The organism is Cysteiniphilum sp. GTC20157 (assembly GCF_055396795.1).
On the sequence record NZ_AP044698.1, the window covers coordinates 401,150 to 422,638 of the forward strand.

Consider the following 21,489-nt stretch of genomic DNA (forward strand, 5'->3'; position numbering starts at 1 on the left):
GAGGGTTTATGAAACATTCATCTTCATTTGAAAATAATTTGCGGCATACCGAGCTTAAGCTTGAGGCTGAAGAAATGCTAAGTGCCGGTGTGCCTTTATCGGTGATTGCTAAAACATTAGACCTGAAAATTAGCGATATTTTAGACTTACAATAGCACAAGACAATGTATGAATTCACCGGCGCTAACCTCTGCTAAAGAAACTCTGAAATTAAGTGATTTTTTAGCACAAATTAAACAAGTCATTGATGAGCGATTTAAAGGTCATTATGGTTATTGGGTGCGTGGCGAAATCTCGCAATGGCAAAAAAATGCAGGACATTTCTATGGTGAACTGGTTGAGTTTGACGATAACACTCAACAAATAACTGCCAAAGTACGCGTTAATATGTGGGCAAACACGGCAATTAAGATTAATGCTAAATTCCAACGCAGCACAGGTGAGTCGTTAAAGTCAGGATTGAAAGTATTGCTTTTAATTGAGCCGAGCTTTCATCAAGCCTTTGGCTTAAGTCTTAATATTCTTGATATTGATCCAAATTTCACCTTGGGTGATCGCCAAGCGCGCAGACAAGCTATTTTGACTCGATTAGAGCAAGAGGAATTGCGTCATAAAAATCTTAATCTTACGACACCTACTGATTTCACGCATGTTGCCGTAATATCAAGCAAGCATGCCGCAGGGCTCCAAGATTTTTTTACTGAAGCGGAACTTTTACATAAGCATCACTTATGCCAATTCGATGTTTATCATGCTAGCATGCAGGGTAAAACTTGTGCGATTGATATCACCGTGCAGCTACGTACGATTTACAAAGCGATTAAAGCGCATCAAAAAAACTATGATTGTATCGTCATTATACGTGGCGGAGGTGCTGAATCCGATCTTGACGGCTTTAATTACTTTGAACCAGCAAATGCAATTTGTCATATGCCGATTGCGGTTTTTATAGGCATTGGACATAAGCGTGATCAAACGGTACTTGATGAGCTTGCCAATAAAAGCTTTGATACCCCATCCAAAGTAATCCAATTTATTAAAGAAAATATCCTTACCAAAGCGCAAAATGCACAAAAGCATTTTGACTTCACCATTAGCCAAGCACGACACTGGGTGCAGCACCATCATAAAGACGTTGAATCTAAACACGCTGCAGCACAACAGCTTATAAAAACAACGCTTAATCATCACAAAACTATTTATGCGCACTATTTCCAATTAATTATAAGCTTCTCAAGGGAAACCTTAAGTTATCAAAAACAACTGCATGAGCGCCACTACCATGAGCTAATGCAATTAACACATCGCTATACACGTATTGCACAAAGCAATATCGAATATATTGCAACGCATGTGAATACGTTAACGAAAGCCTTACTGCAAAAGCATACACTTCAAATTAGCCACTGGCATGCCAATACATTCACACAGGCAAAAGCAGCTCTAGAATACGCCAACAACACTATTCAAATACAATATAAGTCAATTTTAAACGCTTCAATTGAACCAACACTTAAGCGCGGCTTTAGCCTAACGAGTTGTGGCGGGAAATATATTACCTCTGCCCAAAGTGCCAAAAGCTGTGATAAACTCACCATTCATTACCATGATGGGCAAATAGCAGCAGAGATTACAAATGACAAATAAAACTAAAACGTATGCCGAAAATTATGCCATTTTAGAAGAGATAAACTACCAGCTTCAGCAGGGACAAAACAATCCCAATATGATTGATGAACTTGCCCCAATGTTGGAGAAAGCATCCAAGAGCTATTTGGTTTGCAAAGAGCGTATTGCTGCTGCTGAGAAGTTTATCGCTGAATTTGAGAATAAAAATAATTTATAAGGCGCCACGTTGCACTTCATTTCCAGCAGCATCGTGCTACCATGACACCATTACTACTTTCCTTGATGAGCTTTCTGTGTTGTTGCGACAATTAAACAGTTTGTTGTTGTTATTGATGTTTGTGCTAATGGGCTTTTCTGGCACGAATAGTTTGCCAGCAAAAAATAATTTCACTGACTTTAACCTCTTTAGTTCGCCTGAACAATCCTTTAGTCAACTAAGCGTTACTGACACCCAGAGCAAAGGTGAAATAGCCTTGTGTTGGCGTATTCCCAAAGGACAGTATCTTTATAAAAACAAAATTAGCATACAGCTGCAGCATGCTGATCAAGCAAAGCTCGGTGAGGTTTACTTCCCCCCAGCAACGACACACCCTGTGTTTGAAAATGAGCCCGTGTATACCAATCAATTATTATTGCGTATCCCGTTGTCAGGTGAAATAACATCCAAAAGTAAGCTCGAGGTTAAATACCAAAGTTGTGATAATAATTTATGCCACTTGCCACAAGTCAAAGAAATCACCATTGATCAAAGTGTATTGCCCTATGAGCAAAATGACTTTAACTGGTTAGGCATTTTAGCACTTCTTGGCATTGGCTTATTACTTGCATTCACACCTTGTGTTTTACCGATGTTGCCAATTATCAGCGCCATCGTTGTCGGTAAAAATCACAGTAAATTTTACAGCTTTCTGTTAGCGCTTTCCTACGTGCTAGGCATGTCCGTAATGTATGCCATTTTAGGTATCATTATTAGTAGCATCGGGCTGTCTTTTCAGATTTTCTTTCAACAAGCTTGGGTGATTATCTTACTTTCTTTATTATTTGTGGTATTAGCGCTATCAATGTTTGGGGTATTTCAAATTCAGCTACCTCAAGCGCTTAGCGCGCGCCTTGGACAGTCACAACATAATATTAAAACCGGTGGCATATTCGCGAGTTTTCTCATGGGAGCAATTGCAAGCTTAGTATTATCACCTTGCACATCAGCACCTTTAATTGGTGTGTTAACGACCATTGTACAAACAGGCGACATCCTCTACGGTGGAGTAGCACTTTTTGCGCTAGGCTTTGGTATGGGTATACCACTTATGTTTATTGCGCTTGGGCTTAAGCGCTTTGTACCGAAATCGGGCGCATGGATGCAGGAAATTAAAGTCATTTTTGGCTTTGCCATGTTGGCAATGGCAATTTTCGTTCTAAGCCGCATCGCTCTATTAGCAACTATTATTTTTAGCCTATATGTTCTATTAATTAGCGCTTATTTACTCTATCTTGTTTACACATCTGTTATATCCGAATTTATTCAACAAAAAACCAAACATTTTATCGCGGCTATTATGCTATTTTTGGCGCTGTTAACCGTAGTGGCTAATCACACCCTAAACACCACAAACAGACCAAGTACAGCCTCTACACAAAACGACTTCACTACAGTTTTTAACAACCAAGAGCTCAAGCGACAAGTCGATTTAGCATTAAAAACACATCAATATATTTTAATTGATTACTTTGCACACTGGTGTGAGAACTGTTTAAAGCTTAAAGCGGTTTTGCTATCGCCTGCTATGCAAGAGTACTTTAAGAAAAATAAGATCAAGGTTATTAAGGTGGATGTTTCAGACTATAACGCTAATAGCACAGAGCTGCTTAAAACGGCGAACGTATTAGGTTTACCAACACTTATTTTGCGCAATCAACAAAACAGTGAAATTAAGCGCATTGCTGGGGTAGTTGATATTAATACATTGAAGCAGCAGTTTAATACAGTGCTCTCACAACGGCATATTAAGCCTGCAAATAATTTACGATTGGAACAGCTCAACCTTTAATTCAGCAACGTTGCGTTCTTCAGTATCAAAGCTTATGCCAATAAGGTAGATGGGCTTAGCTAGAGCGAGATATTTTTCGGGATATTTTCTTGATTTGATCTGTTCTATCGCGGTCTTAGCATCACCTAGTTTAGCGAGTTTAAACTCGATAATGATAATTTTGTCATCCATTATTATTGTTAAATCGAGCTTGCCATGATTGGTGACGTCCTCTGGTATTGTGTCATAGCCCAAAGCGCTTAAGAAACTATAGACTATGCTGGCATAAAACCCTTCATATTGATCGATCTGGTTGTTGCGATACCAATCATGTGGAATAGAGGAAAAGTGACTGCTTAAAATCAGTTTTAAGTCGTCAAAACTGCCTTGTTCAAGACTGTTAACTAAACGACCAAGTATAAAATCTTTGTTATCTGTGGTTGTGCCAATATTGGCAAGAGATTCATTTAGGCTTGATTTCACTTCATAATTAGGATAGCCCAAGCGATATGCCATGCGATTGCCGCGTGCTGTTATTTCTTTGATGGTTAAATAACCTGTTTGAAAAAGTAAAGTGGCGATCGGCATATCGTTAATATCAAACTTCGATAACATGGTTTCACTGACAACAAGATCTTCTAAGTTAGGGATAAAGTAACGATTTTGTTGGATCATCTTAACCAAAAAAGCAGGTGTCGCCGTTTCAAACCAATAGCTTTGATAACGATAGCCGCCATCAATGAATAGTAGAATATCAAATGGGTTGTAAACTCTTTGTGTCTTTTCACCAGCAAAGTTATAGCCGTTGTACCACTTCTTAAGATGTGTTAAATCAACATTGCCAGCGGTTAAATAGTCTTTAAAAGAGTGTTCTAGCTCAGATTGATTGTAACCGCAAATGTCGGCGTAGCGTTGGTCTAGAGTGATATCTTTTAAATTATTGAGTTCACTAAAGATACTGATTTTAGTAAAGCGTGATACGCCGGTTAACATTGCAAATTGAATATTAACATCCTGAGACTTGATCACGCTATAGAAGTTTCTAAGGCGTTGACGCATCGCTTTTGCAATCTCTGTATTGTCGATATTATCAAGTACTGGTTTGTCATATTCATCGACGAGGATAACAACTTTACGGTGATTTTTGGCAAGTTGTTCAATTAAATAAGCAAAGCGACTGCTGATTTCGCTGTAGACGTTCTCTATTTGGTAGCTTTGATAATATTCATCTAAGAAGCGCATGATTTTGGCATCTAACTCTGCTGTTGAGGCAGCATTGCCCTCACCAAAGGTAAAGTGCAGTACAGGGTATTGCACTTGCCAGTCCCAGTGTCTCTCTATAAATAGATCATTAAACAGCTCTTTATTGCCTAGAAAAAGTTGTCTGATGGTGTCGATAAGTAGCGATTTCCCAAAGCGTCGTGGTCGTGATAAGAAGTAATATTTCCCTCTATCTACCAGGTTGTAGATATGTTGCGTCTTGTCGATATAGAGATGGTCATTGCTGATGACTTCTGCAAAACCTGAGATACCAATTGGAAGTTTTTTCATGTGATCTATGCTGGCTTTTTAAAAATTAGAAGCAATCTTAGCCTGTTAATACTATATACTCAAGTCAAACGAACGTGAGCAATAAGGTGAGAAATAATAACGGTTGCTATTTGCCTTGTTTTTTGTGGAGAGTGGTCTGTGATTAAGTGTTTTTAAAGCACTATCACAGCGAAAATATGACTTTCGCCGAGAAAATTACTTAACGATTTGTATTAAGTAGCGCATAATGTCATGCGTTTTAAATCTAAAAAGCATTAAAAACATGGCAAGGAAATATTTTGGCACCGATGGTGTGCGCGGGAAAGTAGGCGTTAGTCCTATTACTCCAGAATTTGCAATGAAGATGGGTAATGCGGTAGGTCAAGCACTTCGTGAAAAAGGCTTGCCGCTTGTGGTCGTTATCGGTCAGGATACTAGACGTTCCTCGGATATGTTAAAGGCCGGATTTATTGCAGGGATCACTGCTGTGGGTGTCAATGTGATTAATTTAGGCATGGTGCCGACCCCCGTTGTCGCCTTTATGGTGCCGGTTTTTAAAGCTGGAGCCGGAGTCGTCTTAAGTGCGTCACACAATCCGTTTTATGACAATGGGATTAAACTGTTTTCGCCTGAAGGGCACAAACTGCCTGATGATGTTGAATATCAGATTGAGCGCTATATTGATGAGGCATTTTACTATCAGCCAGAAGGTGAGTTTGGTGAGATATATAGTCAGATCAATGAAGTTGAACCCTATATCAAGCATTGTTTGAGGTTATTTGCGGATCAGATTAATTTGAGTGACAAAAAAATCATTGTTGATTGCGCTAATGGCGCACTGTTTCGTGTCGCCAAAGAAGTATTTGCGCATTTGAATTTAAATGTTATCGATATAGCCTCAAATCCAGATGGTTTAAATATTAATGAAAATTGTGGTGCGGTGCATTTGGATGCATTAAAAACGGCTGTCATAAATCAAAACGCTGATTTAGGCATTGCCTTTGATGGTGATGGTGATCGCATAATGCTTGTTGATGAGACTGGCTGCGTGATCGATGGTGATGATATTTTACTGGCGCTAGCAAAATATAATGAAAATATACAGGGTGTGGTTGGTACGGTGATGACGAATCTTGCGATTGAGCAGGAATTTTCAAAGCTTAATTTGCCATTTAAGCGTGCTAAAGTGGGTGATCGCTATGTGATGGAGCTGTTGCTTGAAAATAATTGGGCGCTTGGTGGTGAGTCTTCGGGGCACATTATTGATCTTCGGTATAACTCAACCGGTGATGGGTTGATGGCGGCATTGCAAATATTGGCATTATTAACAAAGGTCAATAAACCTTTATCAGCACTTATGAGTAGTCAAAAAATGCCACAGTTAATGATCAATGTCCCATTAGCAAAGAAGCTTGATGCTAATGATATGAGTCTATTGATCGAAGATGTCAGTTTTGTGGAGAAAACCTTAGGCAGTGATGGCCGTGTGGTATTGCGCCCTTCGGGTACTGAGCCAGTATTGCGTGTAATGGTTGAAGCAAAAACAGTTGATCTTACTAAGAAATGGGTGGATTATCTGGTTGAAAAAGTTAAAGAAAAGTTAAATGGTTAATATGGAGTAATAATGAGAAAGCAAATTATTATTGGCAACTGGAAGATGAATGGCTCATTATTGTCAATTAAGAGTCTGTGTGAGTCACTAAATAAATTGTCAACAGACTCGCTTTCTGCCGATATGGCAGTGTGTGTGCCTAATGTCTATTTGCCGTATGTTAGCGACAATATCAAAGGCGTCGCTCTTGGAGTGCAAAATGTTAGCCAATATGACAACGGTGCTTATACTGGCGAGATTAGTGTCAATATGCTTAAGGACTTTAACTGTCAATACGCTATTGTCGGGCATTCTGAGCGTCGTGCGCTATTTGGCGAGAGTAATATAGACGTCGCATTAAAAGCCAAAAAAGCAACTGAAGCGGGGCTTTGCGCTGTTGTTTGCGTTGGTGAGACTTTGCAAGAAAGAACGTCAGGTCAGCTTGAGGAAGTATTGAAGACTCAGCTTAGTACGGTATTAAACGAGCTGACACTCAATCAATTGAGAAATGTTATCATTGCTTATGAACCAGTATGGGCGATTGGTACAGGGCTTGCGGCAACGGCATCACAAGTCCAAGAAGTCCATGCCTACCTGCGTTCGATCGTCACAAACTTCCATGTTGAGCTTGCCAAGAATATCAAAATTATATATGGTGGCAGCCTTAAACCATCGAATGCTGATGAGATATTGAAGTTGGCTGATGTTGATGGTGGTTTGATAGGCGGTGCTTCTCTTTGTGGGAAGGACTTTGGTGAAATTGTTAAACATGCAAAAGCAGTTAAAAATGCAAAGCATGTAAAATAGGCAAAGCGAATAAATGTTAGCGTTAGTTATCACTGTACATATTATTGTTGCGATATTGATTGTTGGATTGATATTGTTGCAACAAGGCAAAGGAGCAAGCATGGGTGCCTCATTTGGGTCAGGTGCATCACAAACCGTATTTGGTAGCCGAGGAGCGGCGCCATTTATGTTTAAGTTCACAGCTTTTTTAGTCGCTGTTTTCTTTGTCACAAGCGTGAGTTTAAGCTATATTGGCAAACAGAATGCAAAGGGCGCTGAGACTCAGACATCAAGCGGGGTGTCGCAAGCTGATTACCAAAAACAGCAAGCAGCGCAACAGGCTTTGATTGATCAGGCTAAAGCAACTGATACAAAAGAAAACAAAGGTACAGCAACACTTCCAGTGAGCAATCTTCTAAAAACACCAGCAGCGACAACGTCAAACACTAATGATGATTCAAAGCAGGCAGTTGATGTGAAGAGTGCAACAACTAAAGAAAAAGAAGCGATACCCGCGTCAACTAAATAGTTAAAGTAGGGTTTTTGATTGGTAAGGGCTATGCTGCTTATGGGCTTGTAGCGATTTGTCAAAGGCTGTTTATAGTAAAGTTAAGTTTATTTTGCCAAAGTGGTGGAATTGGTAGACACGCCATCTTGAGGGGGTGGTGAGCAATGCTCGTGCGGGTTCGAGTCCCGCCTTTGGCACCAAAAACGAGGATATAGGCATGTTGCAATATAGTGTATATCATGAGTTTTTGCCGATTTTGATTTTCCTCATTGTGGCGATTGCTATCGCATCAGCAATGGCGATTGGCGGCAAAATGCTATCAATTATTGTTGGGGTGCATAACCCGAACCCTGAAAAAAACGCACCATTTGAGTGCGGATTTGCTGAATTTGAAGATGCGCGCATCAAGTTCGATGTGCGTTTTTATTTGGTTGCTATTTTATTTTTAGTTTTTGATCTTGAAGTCGCTTTTATGATCCCTTGGGGTGTGCTAGTGCGCGATAGCGGTGCTGGTGGGATTTCTTGGGCAGCTTTCATTGCGATGATGATATTCTTGTTTATTTTACTAATTGGATTTATCTATGAGTGGAAGAAAGGGGCGCTAGAATGGGAGTAGAAGAAGGCATTAACAATAATAAAGGCTTTATCACTGCTAGCGCTGACTCTTTAGTAAATTGGGTGCGTACAGGATCTTTGTGGCCAGTAACTTTCGGTCTTGCCTGTTGTGCGGTTGAAATGATGCACGCGGGAGCCGCGCGTTATGATTTGGATCGTTTTGGTATTGTATTTCGTCCGAGTCCGCGCCAATCAGATGTATTGATTGTTGCCGGTACTTTGTGTAATAAGATGGCGCCAGCCTTGCGTAAAGTCTATGACCAGATGCCTGATCCTAAATGGGTGATTTCAATGGGGTCTTGTGCCAACGGTGGCGGTTATTATCATTATTCTTATTCCGTAGTTAGAGGTTGTGATCGTATCATGCCGGTGGATATCTATGTACCTGGTTGCCCACCAACGGCTGAAGCGCTTATCTATGGTATTATTCAGTTACAAAATAAAATCAAACGTACTAATACAATTGCGAGGAAATGACGATGTCGTTAACGCAAGAATTTATCGATGATTTAAAAAATGACTTTAATAGTCAATTTATCTCAACAGCTTTTCAACACGATGAGCTTACCGTTGAAATTGCCAAAGACAATCTCATCAAAGTGATGACACGTTTAAAGAATGTATTCAAATTTGAACAACTTATTGATGTTACTGGTGTTGATTACCTAAGCTTTGGCGAAGATCAGTGGAAGACACAAAGTGCGACAAGTAGTGGTTTTTCCCGCGGCGTTGTTCAAGGCGAGTTACTACATAAAGAACCCAATAAAGGCAAAAAACGCTTTGCGGTGGTTTATCACTTAATGAGTTTGGCGCTTAATATTCGTTTGCGTGTTAAGGTTTACTTAGATGAATTTGATCTGATGTTACCAAGCGTTGTCGATATTTGGCCTGCGGCAAATTGGAGTGAACGTGAAGCGTTTGATATGTTTGGCTTTATTTTTACAGGACATCCTGATTTGCGTCGAATACTGACAGATTACGGCTTTGTAGGTCATCCGTTTAGAAAAGATTTCCCACAAAGTGGCTATGTTGAGATGCGTTATGATGAAACGCAAAAACGTGTGGTTTATGAACCAGTAGAAATTGATCCGCGTGTTAATGCGCCTAAGGTTATTCGTCAAGATAACCGTTACTTAGATGAACAGTAGTTGAGAATGCTATGGCAGAATTTAAAAACTATACAATGAACTTTGGTCCGGTGCATCCGGCAGCTCATGGCGTATTGCGTTTGGTATTAGAACTTGATGGTGAGGTCGTTGTTCGCGCTGATCCTCACGTTGGTCTATTGCATCGTGGTACCGAGAAGTTGGCTGAGTCAAAACCATATAACCAAAGCATTGGCTATATGGATCGCTTAGATTACGTATCAATGATGTGTAATGAGCATGCTTATGTCTTGGCAATTGAAAAGTTGCTTGAGATCGAAGTACCAAAACGTGCGCAATATATTCGTGTCATGTTTGCTGAGATTACACGTATTTTGAATCACTTATTATGGACGGCAGCCAATAGTTTGGACTTAGGTGCGATGACCATGTTTCTTTACGCGTTTCGTGAGCGTGAGGATCTGTTTGATTGCTATGAAGCGGTTTCAGGAGCGAGAATGCATGCGACTTATTTCCGCCCAGGTGGTGTTGCGCGTGATTTGCCGTTAACCATGCCTAAGTATGAAAAATCTCGTTTTACGTCAAAGCGTAAATTAAAAGCAATTAACAAAAATCGCCAAGGCTCATTGCTTGATTTTATTTGGGATTTTACCGAGCGTTTTCCAAAGTGTGTCGATGAGTATGAAAACCTGTTAACAAATAATCGCATCTGGAAACAGCGCACGGTTGGCATTGGTGTGGTAACGACAGAACGTGCCAAGGCATTAGGCTTTGGTGGTCCAATGTTAAGAGGCTCTGGTGTAGCTTGGGATCTTCGTAAAAAACAACCATATGATGTCTATAGTGAGCTAGATTTTGATATTCCAGTTGGTAGCCATGGTGATTGCTATGATCGTTATTTAGTACGCATGGCAGAGATGCGCGAATCCAATAAAATTATTCGTCAATGTGTGGAATGGTTACGTCACAACGAGGGTCCTATTATGGCGCCAAATCATAAAGTGACTCCGCCTAAGCGCGATGAAATGAAAAACAGTATGGAGGCGTTGATTCACCACTTTAAATTATTCTCTGAGGGTTATTGCGTGCCTGAAGGTGAAGTATATGTGGGAACAGAGCATCCAAAAGGTGAATTTGGAATTTACTTGGTATCAGATGGCGCCAATAAACCTTATCGTCTAAAGATTAGAGCGCCAGGCTTTACCCATTTAAGTGCGATGAATGAAATGTTAAGCGGGCATATGTTATCCGATGCCCCGGCAATTATTGCGACACAAGATATTGTGTTTGGCGATGTGGATAGATAATTAAGGTTTGTCTATGTTAGAGAATAAGTTAGATAAAAAAGAGATATTTTCACCTCAAGTCACTGAGTTGCTAGAAAATTGGGAAAAGCGTTATCCTGCTAATCAGAAGCGCTCAGTCATTATCCCTGGGTTGCATGTGTTACAGGACTACAATAATGGCTATTTAACTGAAGAGCTAATGGATAAGTTAGCACTTTATTTGGATGTGCCTGCAGCTTCAGTCTATGAAGTGGCAACTTTCTATAGCATGTACGATCTTAAAAAAGTGGGCAAACATAAGTTAAATGTATGTACCAATCTTTCATGCATGTTAAATGGTGCTAAGAAAATCATGACGCACATTGAAAATAAGCTTGGTATTAAAGCAGGGCAAACAACGGCGGATGGTAGAATTACCCTAAAGTCTGTTGAGTGTCAGGGTGCATGCTGTGGTGCGCCAATGTTGGAGGTGGATAAGGTTTTTTATGAAAACTTAACCATTGCAAAAGTCGATCAAATTATTGATTCTTTGGAGTAGCAGATGGCGAATGAAGTATGTTTTAGAACCCTGCACCTTGAACGACCGTGGTCATTGAAATCTTACGAGTCAATTGGCGGATACTCTTATTGGAAAAGAATTCTTGATGAGAAGATTCCACCTGAAGTCATTATTGAAGAGCTTAAAAAATCAGGTCTACGTGGGCGTGGTGGTGCGGGCTTCCCAACGGGACTTAAGTGGAGCTTTATGCCGCGCAATTTACCAGGTCAGAAGTATGTTGTATGTAACTCCGATGAAGGTGAGCCAGGAACATGCAAAGATCGCGAGATTTTGCGCAACAACCCACACCAATTAATTGAAGGCATGGCAATTGCCGGTTATGTCACGGGTGCAACCGTCGGTTATAACTATATTCGTGGCGAGTTTTATGAGCCGATTGCACGTTTTGAAGCAGCTTTAAATGAAGCCCGTGCAATGGGTCTGATCGGATTTAACCTGCGTAGTTCAGGTGTTGATTTTAATTTATACTGTTCAATCGGGGCAGGTGCTTATATCTGTGGTGAAGAAACAGCATTGCTTAATTCACTGGAAGGGCGTAAAGGTCAACCGCGATTTAAGCCACCATTTCCAGCCAATAAAGGTTTATATGATTGTCCAACTAATATTAATAATACGGAAACGTATGCTTCAGTGCCGCCGATACTAGAGCATGGTGGTGAATGGTTTCAGAAAATGGGCACAGAGAAAAGTGGTGGTACTAAGCTTTTTTGTGTTTCAGGACATGTGAATAGGCCAGGTGTCTTTGAAATTGGGTTAGGTACGCCATTTAAAGACTTGCTCGCAATGGCAGGTGGCGTGCGTGATAATAAAAAAATCAAAGCAGTAATCCCAGGTGGTAGTTCGTGTAAGATCTTAACCGGTGATGAGATGCTGTCTTTAACCATGGATTATGAAGCTATTGGTCAAGCAGGCTCAATGTTAGGTTCAGGTGCAGTTGTTGTGCTTGATGAAGATACTTGTATGGTCGAGTTATTAGCGCGCTTAGCTGAGTTTTATTATGAAGAATCCTGTGGGCAATGCACACCATGTCGTGAAGGCACAGGCTGGTTGGCAAGAACCTTAGAGCGTATTTTGCACGGTGAAGGCAGGTCAGAAGATATCGATAATTTAGCGCGTGTCGCCTCAAACATTGAAGGCAATACTATTTGTGGTTTGGGTGATGCTGCGGCGTGGCCAGTGCAAAGTTATATTAAAAAATTCAGACATGAATTTGAATATATGATTGAACATAAGCGCGGTATTGTCGGCGCTTAATACATAGTGAAACTCTATGGTTCATTTGAGCGTAGGGTTAAAAATAAACGTAATTGATGAAGGGTGACTCCCGTGTCAGAAAAAGAAGCAACAAAACAACTTAATATCGAGATCAATGGTCAGCCATATGCGGCGCAACCCGGTGAGATGATCATTCAGATCGCAGATAGGCATGGTATTTATATTCCGCGCTTTTGTTATCATAAAAAGCTCTCGATAGCAGCAAATTGTAGAATGTGTCTTGTCGAAGTTGAAGGAGCAAGAAAGCCATCTCCAGCGTGTGCAACACCGATTATGGATGGTATGAAGGTTTTCACGAAATCGCCAACGACCCTGTCTTATCAAAAGAAAGTCATGGAGTTTTTGCTGATTAACCATCCGCTTGATTGTCCTATTTGTGATCAAGGTGGCGAATGTGAGCTGCAAGATGTCGCGATGGGCTATGGCAATGACGTCTCCAAATATAATGAAACTAAGCGCGTATTTGATGACCCAAGTTTGGGGCCGTTAGTCGCAACTGATATGACGCGGTGCATCCAATGTACGCGTTGTGTGCGCTTTGGCGAAGAAATCAGCGGTGATAAAGAGCTTGGTGCGATGGGCAGAGGGGATCACACGCAAATTGGCACCTATGTTGCTAAAACCGTCAATTCAGAATTATCCGGTAATATTATTGATTTATGCCCAGTGGGTGCGTTAACGTCTAAACCCTTTAGATTCCATGCGCGTGCTTGGGAGCTGCAGCAATATGCAACCATTTCAGGCGCTGATTGCGTTGGTGCGAATATTTATGCGCATACGCGTCGCAATCAACTGATGCGTGTTGTGCCAAAAGAAAACGAAAGCATTAATGAAACATGGATTGCAGATAAAGATCGCTTCGCTTATACCGGTGTTTATAGCGAAGATCGTGTCACTCAACCGATGATTAAAAAAGCAGGTGCTTGGGTTGATGTGTCTTGGGAAGAAGCGCTTGATTTTGTTAAAGTAGCCATTGAGCAAACCAAGGCACAAGATGGCGTTAATGCAATTTCAAGTTTAGCTTCGGATTCAATAACCACAGAAAGTCTATACCTTATCCAAAAACTGATGCGTCAAGTTGGATCAAACAATATTGATACACGCTTAATGCAAGGAGCGCATGCCTCAACATTGCATACAGGTATCGGATTTGATTGTGAATTGGCTGAGGTTGAAAACGCTGATATCACATTACTGGTTGGCAGTTATTTGCGTAAAGAGATACCATTGATCAATCACCGTGTGCATAAATCGGTGAAAAATGGTGCTAAAGTTTTGGCACTCAATAGTCAGGAATATGACTTCAATTATGCAGTTCAGACGACACAAGTTGAAGCCAATGAAATGGTTTATGCGTTGGCAAATTTAGTGAAAGCCGTGGCACAAAAAATCTCGCAACCAATAGCGTCTGAGATAGTTAATAAGACCGTTGCAACACTAGAGATTTTGCCTGAGGTGGAAGCTTTAGCAACAGCGCTGGTATCTTCTGAAAAACCAGTGATGATTTTAGGTTTCGATGCGATATTAAATAAAGACTTTGCTGAAATTTACGCGTTATTTATTGAGCTTAAAACATTACTTAATGCCAAAGGTGGCGTGCTTAGCTTTGGCGCTAATGCCAAGGGCGCATTACTCGCAGGAGTAGCAAGTGAGTATTTGCCAGGTGCCGCTCAAAACTTACAACAAGGCATGAATGCAGAAGCGATATTGAGTAATAAAACCAAATTGTTATTAAACTTTGGTGTTGAGCCTGAGTGTGATTCTATTTGGGGAGAGAAAGCATTAGAAATGCTTCAAGATATTGATATCGTGGCAGCGTTTGCAAGCTATGCAACCGCTGAGATGTTTGAATATGCGGATATCATACTGCCGATTACCACACATTTTGAAGAAGATGGTTCATTTGTAAATATCGCTGGACAAACACAGTGCTTTAAAGCGGTCATCCCGCCGTATGAAGACAGCAAACCTTTGTGGAAAGTGTTGCGTGTATTGGCAAATCTGTTGAATTTAGAGGGCTTTGATTACCAAACAGTTGACGAGGTTTATCAGGAGTTTACGACACATGAACAGGCTGATTTAAAGATTGATGTTGATGGATTGTTTAAAAACGGCTTAACAGCATTGACTGAAGGTTATCATGTGACACCATGTGTGTCGATGTATTGTACAAATTCGTTATTAAGACGTGCTAAACCATTACAAGCGACGAAAGATGCTTATTATGCGCAAAGCTTGCGTGTGTCAAATGAGTATGCCGCAGCACATGAGATAGATACATCGGGTCGTGCTATTGTCAAGCTTGATGATAAAGCATACGAGATTGATCTTATCGTTGATGGAGCATTAGCCAAAGAAACGATAATCGTGCCGTTTCAGCTTATGCCGACTTGTGGCAAAGCTTGGGCAAATGTTACAATCACGCCAATTAAACAGACGGTGGTAAACGCATGATTTTAGATATTATCTGGATTGTTCTAAAGATCTTATTAATCGTTATCCCTTTGATTTTGGTTGTGGCTTATTACACGTATGCTGAGCGTAAAGTTATTGGTTACATGCAAGATCGTATTGGCCCCAATCGTGTGGGTTCTTTTGGTTTATTACAACCCATCGTTGACGCGGTTAAGTTATTGCTTAAAGAAATTATTATTCCAGCAAAATCAAACCGCTATTTGTTTTTTGTGGCACCAATGCTCGCTTTTGCACCTGCTTATACTGCATGGGCCGTCATTCCGTTTGGCAAAGGCATCGTGTTGGCGGATATCAATGCTGGTGTATTGTATATTCTGGCGATGACCTCAATTGCGGTATATGGTGTCGTTATCGCCGGCTGGGCATCTAACTCAAAATATGCGATGTTTGGTGCGCTGCGTGCAGCAGCACAGGTCGTCTCATATGAGCTTGCGATGGGTTTTGCCATCATCGGTGTGTTGATCGCCGCGGGTTCACTTAATCTCAGTACGATTGTCGAAACACAACAAGGCGGTATTTGGCACTGGTATTTTATCCCGCTTTTTCCATTGTTTATTATTTATTTTATCTCAGGCGTTGCCGAAACAGGGCGTGCTCCCTTTGATGTGATCGAAGGTGAATCTGAGATCATTGCCGGACATCACGTTGAGTATTCAGGTGCGCGCTTTGCGTTATTCTTCTTAGCAGAATATGCCAATATGATTTTGATCAGCTTATTAACGGCAGTTTTCTTTTTAGGTGGTTGGATTTCGCCATTTGAGAATATCCCTGTGCTTGACCAGTTCTTTAGTTTTGTGCCGGGGATGATCTGGCTGTTTTTGAAAACCGGTATTTTTATGTTTATGTATTTATGGATTCGTGCAACTTTCCCAAGATATCGCTATGACCAATTGATGCGATTGGGCTGGAAGATATTTATTCCGGTGACTTTAGTATGGGTTATTGTGGTTGCATTTATGGTTAAACTTGGCTTAGGTCCTTGGTGGTAGGAGATTTATTGATGTTTAAAGCAATTAAACGCTATTGTCAGACCTTTTTGCTATGGGAATTGTTAAAAGGTCTGAAGATTACCGGGAAACACTTTTTTACACGAAAAGTAACCGTGCAATACCCAGATGAGAAAACGCCTCAATCAGGACGTTTTCGCGGACTGCATGCGCTTCGTCGTTATGAAAATGGTGAAGAGCGTTGTATCGCGTGTAAATTATGTGAGGCCGTTTGTCCTGCATTAGCGATTACCATTGAAGCAGAGCCACGTGAAGATGGTTCAAGACGTACGACAAAATATGAAATTGATTTATTCAAATGTATCTTTTGTGGTTTTTGTGAGGAATCATGTCCCGTGGATTCTATCGTTGAAACACGTGTGTTTGAATACCACTTTGAAAAACGTGGTGAAAATATCATGACCAAAGCAAAGCTTTTAGCCGTTGGTGATAAATATGAAGCCGAGATCGCGAAAGATCGTGAAGCAGACAGAGCATTTAGGTAGGGATCGATGAGTGTAAATATTATCTTTTATGTATTTGCCGCACTAACAGTGCTTGGCGCGCTATTAGTGATCAGTGCAAAAAACCCAGTGCGTGCAGTTATTGCCAAAGTCTTTACTTTCTTTGCCGCAGCAGGTGTTTGGCTAACAATGCAGCAGGAGTATCTTGCATTACTTTTAATCGTTGTTTATGTCGGCGCGGTTTTGGTGATGTTCTTGTTTGTGGTAATGATGTTGGATATTGATATCGTCATCAAACAGAAAAAGCTAGTATTCTACTGGCCAATTGTCATTTTATTGTGTGCTTTCTTAGCCGTACTTATTTCTATTGTTGTGAATCATGCGTTTGCCGATAGAACAATGACTGGTGGCTTAGGTACGGTAGAAAACTTAGGTCGCGAGATGTTCTCTAATAAATATCTCTATGCGTTTGAGCTTGCTGGTATGGTCTTGTTAGCGGCAATGGTATCAGCCATTACCTTGACATTCCGTGGTAAAAAACCAGGCAACAAATCGATTAATCCAAGCGTGCAGATTCAAACACAAGCAAAAGATCGTTTAACGATGGTGAAAATGAAAGCAGAGAAAAGCACTAAAGCAGACGAATTAGCAAAAAAATCTGATCAGGGAGAACCTAAGAATGACTAGTATTCCGGTACCCATTACGCATTATTTGATTTTTAGTGCGATTATATTTTCGTTAAGTATTGCGGGTATTATTATGAATCGTCGCAATCTATTGATTTTATTGATGTCAATTGAGTTAATGTTATTGGCAGTCAATACAAACTTTATTGCTTTCTCAAGTATGCTGAAACAAAACACAGGTGATGTTTTTGTCTTCTTTATTTTGACGGTTGCAGCTGCTGAAGCAGCCATCGGTTTGGCGATTGTGGTTGTGTTATTTAGAACGCGCAAAACAATCGATGTCAGTCAATTAAATACACTAAAGGGCTAAGACGATGGGAATTGATTTTATTATTGCCATTATTATCTTGGCGCCAGCATTAGGTGCAATCATTGCCGGTTTTTTCTCTAAAAAGGTGCAATTAACAGGTGTTAACTGCATTACGATTGGCTTGGTGCTTTTATCGTTTATTTTGAGTGTTATTCTGGCGTTAGGCGTTTATTTGCATAATGATGTTTATACGGTGACCTACTTCAACTGGGCATTGTTTCCAAGCTTAGGCATGAAAGTCGGTTTCACCGTTGATAAACTATCTGTCTTTATGATGTTGATCGTAACATTTGTCTCAACATTAGTGCATGTTTACTCAATTGGCTATATGAAGGGTGAAGATGGTTATGCGCGCTTTTTTGCCTATATCTCGGGCTTCACATTTGCCATGCTTTGTTTGGTCATGGGTAACAACTTCTTGATACTCTTCTTTGGTTGGGAAGGGGTAGGGTTATTCTCATATCTCTTAATCGGTTATTACTTTGATAAAGACTCTGCCAATGAAGCAAGCTTACGCGCTTTTATCATTAACCGTGTCGGTGACTTAGGATTTTTACTTGGTATTGCTGCAGTGATTTATTACTGTAACTCAATTGACTATAACACCGTATTCACAGCAGTTGCCAATCTTGATAATACACAAATGATTTCGTTCTTGGGTATGCAATTTAGCCCGATCACGTTAATGTGTGTGCTCCTGTTTATCGGGGCGATGGGTAAATCAGCGCAATTCCCGCTGCATACTTGGTTAGAAGGCTCGATGGAAGGCCCAACACCGATTTCAGCATTGATCCATGCAGCAACGATGGTCACAGCAGGTGTCTTTATGATTGCGCGCTTATCACCGATGTTTGTTCATTCGGCAACAGCATTAAGTTTTGTCATGATCATTGGCGCGATTACCTGTTTGTTTATGGGGCTTATTGCGATTGTGCAAATGGATATTAAGCGCGTTATCGCTTATTGTACCTTGTCACAATTAGGTTATATGATGGTCGCTCAAGGCGCCTCAGGCTTTTCAATTGGTATGTTTCATTTGATGACACATGCGATGTTTAAAGCATTATTATTCTTAGCAGCCGGCTCGGTGATTGTGGCATTACATCACGAGCAAGACATGCGCAAGATGGGTGGCTTAAGAAAATATATGCCAGTGACCTATATCTGTATGATTATTGGCGGCTGGGCATTGGCAGCAATTCCACCGTTTGCCGGTTTCTTCTCAAAAGACTTAATTATTAATGCCGCAGCAACGACAACCTTGCCAGGACACGAGTTTGCTTATTATTTAGTATTAGCGTGTGCGTTTGTGACTTCTTTCTATACCTTTAGAATGATCTTTATGACATTCCATGGTACAACACGAATGGATGCGCACACCAAGGCGCATGTCAAAGAGTCACCATTGACGATCTTGATTCCGTTGATTTTATTAGCGATTCCATCGGTATTTGCGGGGATGTTGTTCTTTGAGCCGGCATTAACACCAAACCTTGCTAATGCACATGGTTTCTTTGGTAATACGATCGCACAATACTATGAACCTGCTTTAGGTAATATGACAGTTGTCGCAACCCTGGCACAAGAAGCAGCCACTAAAACGCCATGGGATTTCGTGATGCACTCTGTGCAAACACCTGCATTCTGGTTGGCAATTTCAGCACTGATTTTGGCATATATCTTTTATGTCTTAGCCCCAAGTATTCCAAAAGCATTAGCCAACGTGCGCTCAGGGTTTGGTATTTTGCACTACATCCTTGTCAAAAAATACTTTATCGATGGCTTATATGATCTTGTGTTTGTTAAAGGTGTTGTACTGTTAAGTAAAGTGCTATGGGTTGTGATCGATATCTTTATGATTGATAAAGTTGCTGTTCAAGGCAGTGCGGATTTGATTTATTTTGCGGGCAAGAAGATGACACGTGTACAACGTGGGTTTTTGTTTGACTACGCTCTAGTGATGTTGATTGGTGTTTTGGCATTGATTACATGGCTAATTTTTTGGGTAAACTAAGGCTTTGGTTAAAGGAAAGTTAATACTATGTTTATAACTCACTATTTATTAAGCTTGCTAATCTGGGTGCCGATTATCGGTGGCTTTATTGTATTGGCAGCGAAATCGCCAGATGGCAAAAAAGAGGCGGCACGTTGGACAGCTTTAGCAGTTGCCATATTAACGCTTTTGTTGTGTGTTCCTTTATACCTTGAGTTTGATCCAACCAGTGCCAGCATGCAGTTTGTTGAGCGTGTGCGTTGGTTTAGTTTATTCAATAATAATGATGCGGTTTACTATTATCTTGGTGTTGACGGGTTTTCCGTGCTATTTATTATCTTAACAAGCTTCACCAATGTCGTGATTGTGCTTGCAGCTTGGCGTAGCATCAAAGTGCGCTTGAGACAATATATGGCGATTTTCCTGATTACGACCGGCTTAACCAATGCGGTATTTATGGCGCAGGATACGATGCTATTTTATGTATTTTGGGAAGCGCTATTAATTCCAACCACCTTAGGTATCGGTATTTGGGGTGGCAAGAAAAAAGCCTATGCCGCGATTAAATACTTCTTATATACCTTTGCCGGCTCTATTTTCTTATTGGTTGCGTTTTTGTATATCCAACAGCAAGTAGCAAGTCTACCAAGTGCTAGTTTGGTGGATAGTGGTACGTTCTCAATTCAGAACTTTATTTTCTGGGCAACACAAGTTAATAATATGGGGCAATTGGTCAATATTACCTTGACTGCACAGTGGTTATTGTTTGGTGCGTTCTTTTTGGCGTTTGCCGTTAAGATTCCAATGTGGCCATTTCATTCATGGTTGCCAGATGCGCATTCTGAGGCGCCTGCTGGTGGTTCGGTTGTCCTTGCAGCACTGATGTTAAAGCTTGGCGCTTATGGTTTCTTACGGTTTGTTTTACCATTGATCCCGAGTATCACAGCAGTCCTTGATTGGTCATTGATTGGAATTTCACTGATTGCAATTGTCTATGTTGGGATTGTGGCGATTGCGCAGACGGATTTCAAACGCCTTATTGCTTACTCATCGATCTCGCATATGGGCTTAGTGACGTTGGCAATGTTCTCTATCTTCTTATTAGTGAAGAATAATCCAGATCAAGTATTAGGTATGGCAGATGCGCAATTAGCGATTCAAGGTGCGGTGTTTCAAATGATTGCGCATGCTTTCTCATCGGGGGGTATGTTTATTGGTTGTGGCTACTTGTATTTACGTATGCAAAGTCGCAATATTGCCGATTTCCAAGGTGTTGCGCGTTCAATGCCGATCTTTGCGACGTTCTTTATGCTATTTTGTTTGGCGAACGTCGGCTTGCCAGGTACCAGTGGATTCGTCGGTGAATTCTTGATTATCTTAGCGGTATTTAAATACTCACCATGGGTGGCATTGCTTGCTGGGTTAACGCTTGTTATCGCACCTGCCTATACGCTGTGGATGTATAAGCGCGTGTTCTTTGGTAAGGTCGTTACAACGCAAGTGGCTAACTTAAAAGACATCAGCGGTCTTGAGATCTTTGTCTTTGTATTATTGGCGATTCCTACTATTTGGTTTGGTGTTTATCCACAACCAATTCTACAACTTTCTTCAGCAGCTTCGACGCATATCATTCAAGCTGCGCATGCGGTAACGATAGGGTAA

Annotated in this window: 21 protein-coding genes and 1 tRNA gene; 21 read left to right on the forward strand and 1 reads right to left on the reverse strand. The window is 40.8% G+C overall.

What is annotated here, in order from left to right:
• Window positions 1–8 precede the first annotated feature (8 nt).
• Genes ACZ5V8_RS01760 through dsbD form a run of 4 tightly spaced genes read left to right on the forward strand, consistent with a single transcriptional unit; the run spans window position 9 to window position 3,677 of the window.
• Window positions 9–155: a hypothetical protein gene (locus ACZ5V8_RS01760; protein WP_440616010.1), complete on the forward strand. Its 147-nt coding sequence runs from the start codon at window positions 9–11 to the stop codon at window positions 153–155.
• Window positions 156–168: 13 nt separating this feature from the next.
• Window positions 169–1,647, forward strand: a complete 1,479-nt coding sequence (xseA, locus tag ACZ5V8_RS01765) for an exodeoxyribonuclease VII large subunit (protein ID WP_464218108.1) — start codon at window positions 169–171, stop codon at window positions 1,645–1,647.
• On the forward strand, window positions 1,637–1,846 hold the full coding sequence (gene xseB / locus ACZ5V8_RS01770; RefSeq protein WP_117003579.1) for an exodeoxyribonuclease VII small subunit: 210 nt from the start codon (window positions 1,637–1,639) through the stop codon (window positions 1,844–1,846). Before xseA ends, xseB begins: the two co-directional genes overlap by 11 nt.
• A complete protein-coding gene (dsbD, locus tag ACZ5V8_RS01775; protein ID WP_464218110.1) occupies window positions 1,824–3,677 on the forward strand; it encodes a protein-disulfide reductase DsbD in 1,854 nt (617 codons plus the stop codon). The genes xseB and dsbD overlap by 23 nt, the downstream gene beginning before the upstream one ends.
• Here dsbD and ACZ5V8_RS01780 read toward each other — a convergent pair.
• Window positions 3,651–5,207: an ATP-binding protein gene (locus ACZ5V8_RS01780; protein WP_464218112.1), complete on the reverse strand. Its 1,557-nt coding sequence runs from the start codon at window positions 5,205–5,207 to the stop codon at window positions 3,651–3,653. The genes dsbD and ACZ5V8_RS01780 overlap by 27 nt on opposite strands.
• A 262-nt stretch (window positions 5,208–5,469) precedes the next feature.
• On the opposite strand from ACZ5V8_RS01780, the gene glmM reads away from it, so the two are divergent.
• From glmM to ACZ5V8_RS01865, 17 genes are all read left to right on the forward strand, one after another.
• A complete protein-coding gene (glmM, locus tag ACZ5V8_RS01785; RefSeq protein ID WP_464218114.1) occupies window positions 5,470–6,798 on the forward strand; it encodes a phosphoglucosamine mutase in 1,329 nt (442 codons plus the stop codon).
• 12 nt (window positions 6,799–6,810) lie between these two features.
• Complete coding sequence (tpiA, locus tag ACZ5V8_RS01790) at window positions 6,811–7,584, forward strand: triose-phosphate isomerase (RefSeq protein ID WP_464218115.1); 774 nt, start codon at window positions 6,811–6,813, stop codon at window positions 7,582–7,584.
• 13 nt (window positions 7,585–7,597) lie between these two features.
• On the forward strand, window positions 7,598–8,092 hold the full coding sequence (secG, locus tag ACZ5V8_RS01795; RefSeq protein WP_464218116.1) for a preprotein translocase subunit SecG: 495 nt from the start codon (window positions 7,598–7,600) through the stop codon (window positions 8,090–8,092).
• A gap of 93 nt (window positions 8,093–8,185) precedes the next feature.
• A tRNA-Leu gene (locus ACZ5V8_RS01800) sits at window positions 8,186–8,271 on the forward strand.
• A gap of 20 nt (window positions 8,272–8,291) precedes the next feature.
• A complete protein-coding gene (gene ndhC, locus ACZ5V8_RS01805) occupies window positions 8,292–8,687 on the forward strand; it encodes an NADH-quinone oxidoreductase subunit A (RefSeq protein WP_170137198.1) in 396 nt (131 codons plus the stop codon).
• Window positions 8,678–9,163 carry a NuoB/complex I 20 kDa subunit family protein gene (locus tag ACZ5V8_RS01810; RefSeq protein ID WP_117002266.1) on the forward strand — a complete coding sequence of 162 codons (486 nt, stop codon included), beginning with the start codon at window positions 8,678–8,680 and terminating at the stop codon, window positions 9,161–9,163. Before ndhC ends, ACZ5V8_RS01810 begins: the two co-directional genes overlap by 10 nt.
• Before the next feature lie 2 nt (window positions 9,164–9,165).
• Window positions 9,166–9,834, forward strand: coding sequence for an NADH-quinone oxidoreductase subunit C (locus ACZ5V8_RS01815; RefSeq protein WP_440615999.1), 669 nt, complete (start codon window positions 9,166–9,168; stop codon window positions 9,832–9,834).
• 11 nt (window positions 9,835–9,845) lie between these two features.
• Window positions 9,846–11,099: an NADH-quinone oxidoreductase subunit D gene (locus ACZ5V8_RS01820; protein WP_464218117.1), complete on the forward strand. Its 1,254-nt coding sequence runs from the start codon at window positions 9,846–9,848 to the stop codon at window positions 11,097–11,099.
• Between the two features lie 13 nt (window positions 11,100–11,112).
• The gene (locus ACZ5V8_RS01825; RefSeq protein WP_464218118.1) at window positions 11,113–11,616 is read left to right on the forward strand and encodes an NADH-quinone oxidoreductase subunit NuoE family protein; all 504 of its coding nucleotides are present in this window, start codon (window positions 11,113–11,115) and stop codon (window positions 11,614–11,616) included.
• A 3-nt stretch (window positions 11,617–11,619) separates the two neighbouring features.
• Entirely contained in the window at window positions 11,620–12,891 is a 1,272-nt protein-coding gene (gene nuoF / locus ACZ5V8_RS01830; protein WP_464218119.1) for an NADH-quinone oxidoreductase subunit NuoF, read from the forward strand.
• Between the two features lie 72 nt (window positions 12,892–12,963).
• Window positions 12,964–15,366, forward strand: a complete 2,403-nt coding sequence (gene nuoG, locus ACZ5V8_RS01835) for an NADH-quinone oxidoreductase subunit NuoG (RefSeq protein ID WP_464218120.1) — start codon at window positions 12,964–12,966, stop codon at window positions 15,364–15,366.
• Window positions 15,363–16,376 (forward strand): NADH-quinone oxidoreductase subunit NuoH, encoded by a 1,014-nt coding sequence (gene nuoH, locus ACZ5V8_RS01840; RefSeq protein WP_464218121.1) that lies wholly within the window; start codon window positions 15,363–15,365, stop codon window positions 16,374–16,376. The genes nuoG and nuoH overlap by 4 nt, the downstream gene beginning before the upstream one ends.
• An 11-nt stretch (window positions 16,377–16,387) precedes the next feature.
• Window positions 16,388–16,879 carry an NADH-quinone oxidoreductase subunit NuoI gene (gene nuoI / locus ACZ5V8_RS01845; RefSeq protein ID WP_464218122.1) on the forward strand — a complete coding sequence of 164 codons (492 nt, stop codon included), beginning with the start codon at window positions 16,388–16,390 and terminating at the stop codon, window positions 16,877–16,879.
• Between the two features lie 6 nt (window positions 16,880–16,885).
• On the forward strand, window positions 16,886–17,524 hold the full coding sequence (locus ACZ5V8_RS01850; RefSeq protein WP_464218123.1) for an NADH-quinone oxidoreductase subunit J: 639 nt from the start codon (window positions 16,886–16,888) through the stop codon (window positions 17,522–17,524).
• A complete protein-coding gene (nuoK, locus tag ACZ5V8_RS01855; RefSeq protein ID WP_440615989.1) occupies window positions 17,517–17,834 on the forward strand; it encodes an NADH-quinone oxidoreductase subunit NuoK in 318 nt (105 codons plus the stop codon). The genes ACZ5V8_RS01850 and nuoK overlap by 8 nt, the downstream gene beginning before the upstream one ends.
• A 4-nt stretch (window positions 17,835–17,838) precedes the next feature.
• A complete protein-coding gene (nuoL, locus tag ACZ5V8_RS01860; protein WP_464218124.1) occupies window positions 17,839–19,848 on the forward strand; it encodes an NADH-quinone oxidoreductase subunit L in 2,010 nt (669 codons plus the stop codon).
• A gap of 27 nt (window positions 19,849–19,875) precedes the next feature.
• On the forward strand, window positions 19,876–21,489 hold the full coding sequence (locus ACZ5V8_RS01865; RefSeq protein WP_464218125.1) for a complex I subunit 4 family protein: 1,614 nt from the start codon (window positions 19,876–19,878) through the stop codon (window positions 21,487–21,489).

What these genes read in the sequence shown, in the direction of transcription:
- ACZ5V8_RS01850 (WP_464218123.1), top strand. Translation starts at nt 16,886, where the DNA reads ATGAGTGTAAATATTATCTTTTATGTATTTGCCGCACTAACAGTGCTT.
- nuoH (WP_464218121.1), top strand. Translation starts at nt 15,363, where the DNA reads ATGATTTTAGATATTATCTGGATTGTTCTAAAGATCTTATTAATCGTT.
- nuoI (WP_464218122.1), top strand. Translation starts at nt 16,388, where the DNA reads ATGTTTAAAGCAATTAAACGCTATTGTCAGACCTTTTTGCTATGGGAA.
- nuoL (WP_464218124.1), top strand. Translation starts at nt 17,839, where the DNA reads ATGGGAATTGATTTTATTATTGCCATTATTATCTTGGCGCCAGCATTA.
- nuoK (WP_440615989.1), top strand. Translation starts at nt 17,517, where the DNA reads ATGACTAGTATTCCGGTACCCATTACGCATTATTTGATTTTTAGTGCG.
- glmM (WP_464218114.1), top strand. Translation starts at nt 5,470, where the DNA reads ATGGCAAGGAAATATTTTGGCACCGATGGTGTGCGCGGGAAAGTAGGC.
- tpiA (WP_464218115.1), top strand. Translation starts at nt 6,811, where the DNA reads ATGAGAAAGCAAATTATTATTGGCAACTGGAAGATGAATGGCTCATTA.
- ACZ5V8_RS01760 (WP_440616010.1), top strand. Translation starts at nt 9, where the DNA reads ATGAAACATTCATCTTCATTTGAAAATAATTTGCGGCATACCGAGCTT.
- nuoF (WP_464218119.1), top strand. Translation starts at nt 11,620, where the DNA reads ATGGCGAATGAAGTATGTTTTAGAACCCTGCACCTTGAACGACCGTGG.
- ACZ5V8_RS01820 (WP_464218117.1), top strand. Translation starts at nt 9,846, where the DNA reads ATGGCAGAATTTAAAAACTATACAATGAACTTTGGTCCGGTGCATCCG.
- ACZ5V8_RS01825 (WP_464218118.1), top strand. Translation starts at nt 11,113, where the DNA reads ATGTTAGAGAATAAGTTAGATAAAAAAGAGATATTTTCACCTCAAGTC.
- secG (WP_464218116.1), top strand. Translation starts at nt 7,598, where the DNA reads ATGTTAGCGTTAGTTATCACTGTACATATTATTGTTGCGATATTGATT.
- ACZ5V8_RS01865 (WP_464218125.1), top strand. Translation starts at nt 19,876, where the DNA reads ATGTTTATAACTCACTATTTATTAAGCTTGCTAATCTGGGTGCCGATT.
- xseA (WP_464218108.1), top strand. Translation starts at nt 169, where the DNA reads ATGAATTCACCGGCGCTAACCTCTGCTAAAGAAACTCTGAAATTAAGT.
- ACZ5V8_RS01815 (WP_440615999.1), top strand. Translation starts at nt 9,166, where the DNA reads ATGTCGTTAACGCAAGAATTTATCGATGATTTAAAAAATGACTTTAAT.
- ACZ5V8_RS01780 (WP_464218112.1), bottom strand. Translation starts at nt 5,207, where the DNA reads ATGAAAAAACTTCCAATTGGTATCTCAGGTTTTGCAGAAGTCATCAGC.
- ACZ5V8_RS01810 (WP_117002266.1), top strand. Translation starts at nt 8,678, where the DNA reads ATGGGAGTAGAAGAAGGCATTAACAATAATAAAGGCTTTATCACTGCT.
- xseB (WP_117003579.1), top strand. Translation starts at nt 1,637, where the DNA reads ATGACAAATAAAACTAAAACGTATGCCGAAAATTATGCCATTTTAGAA.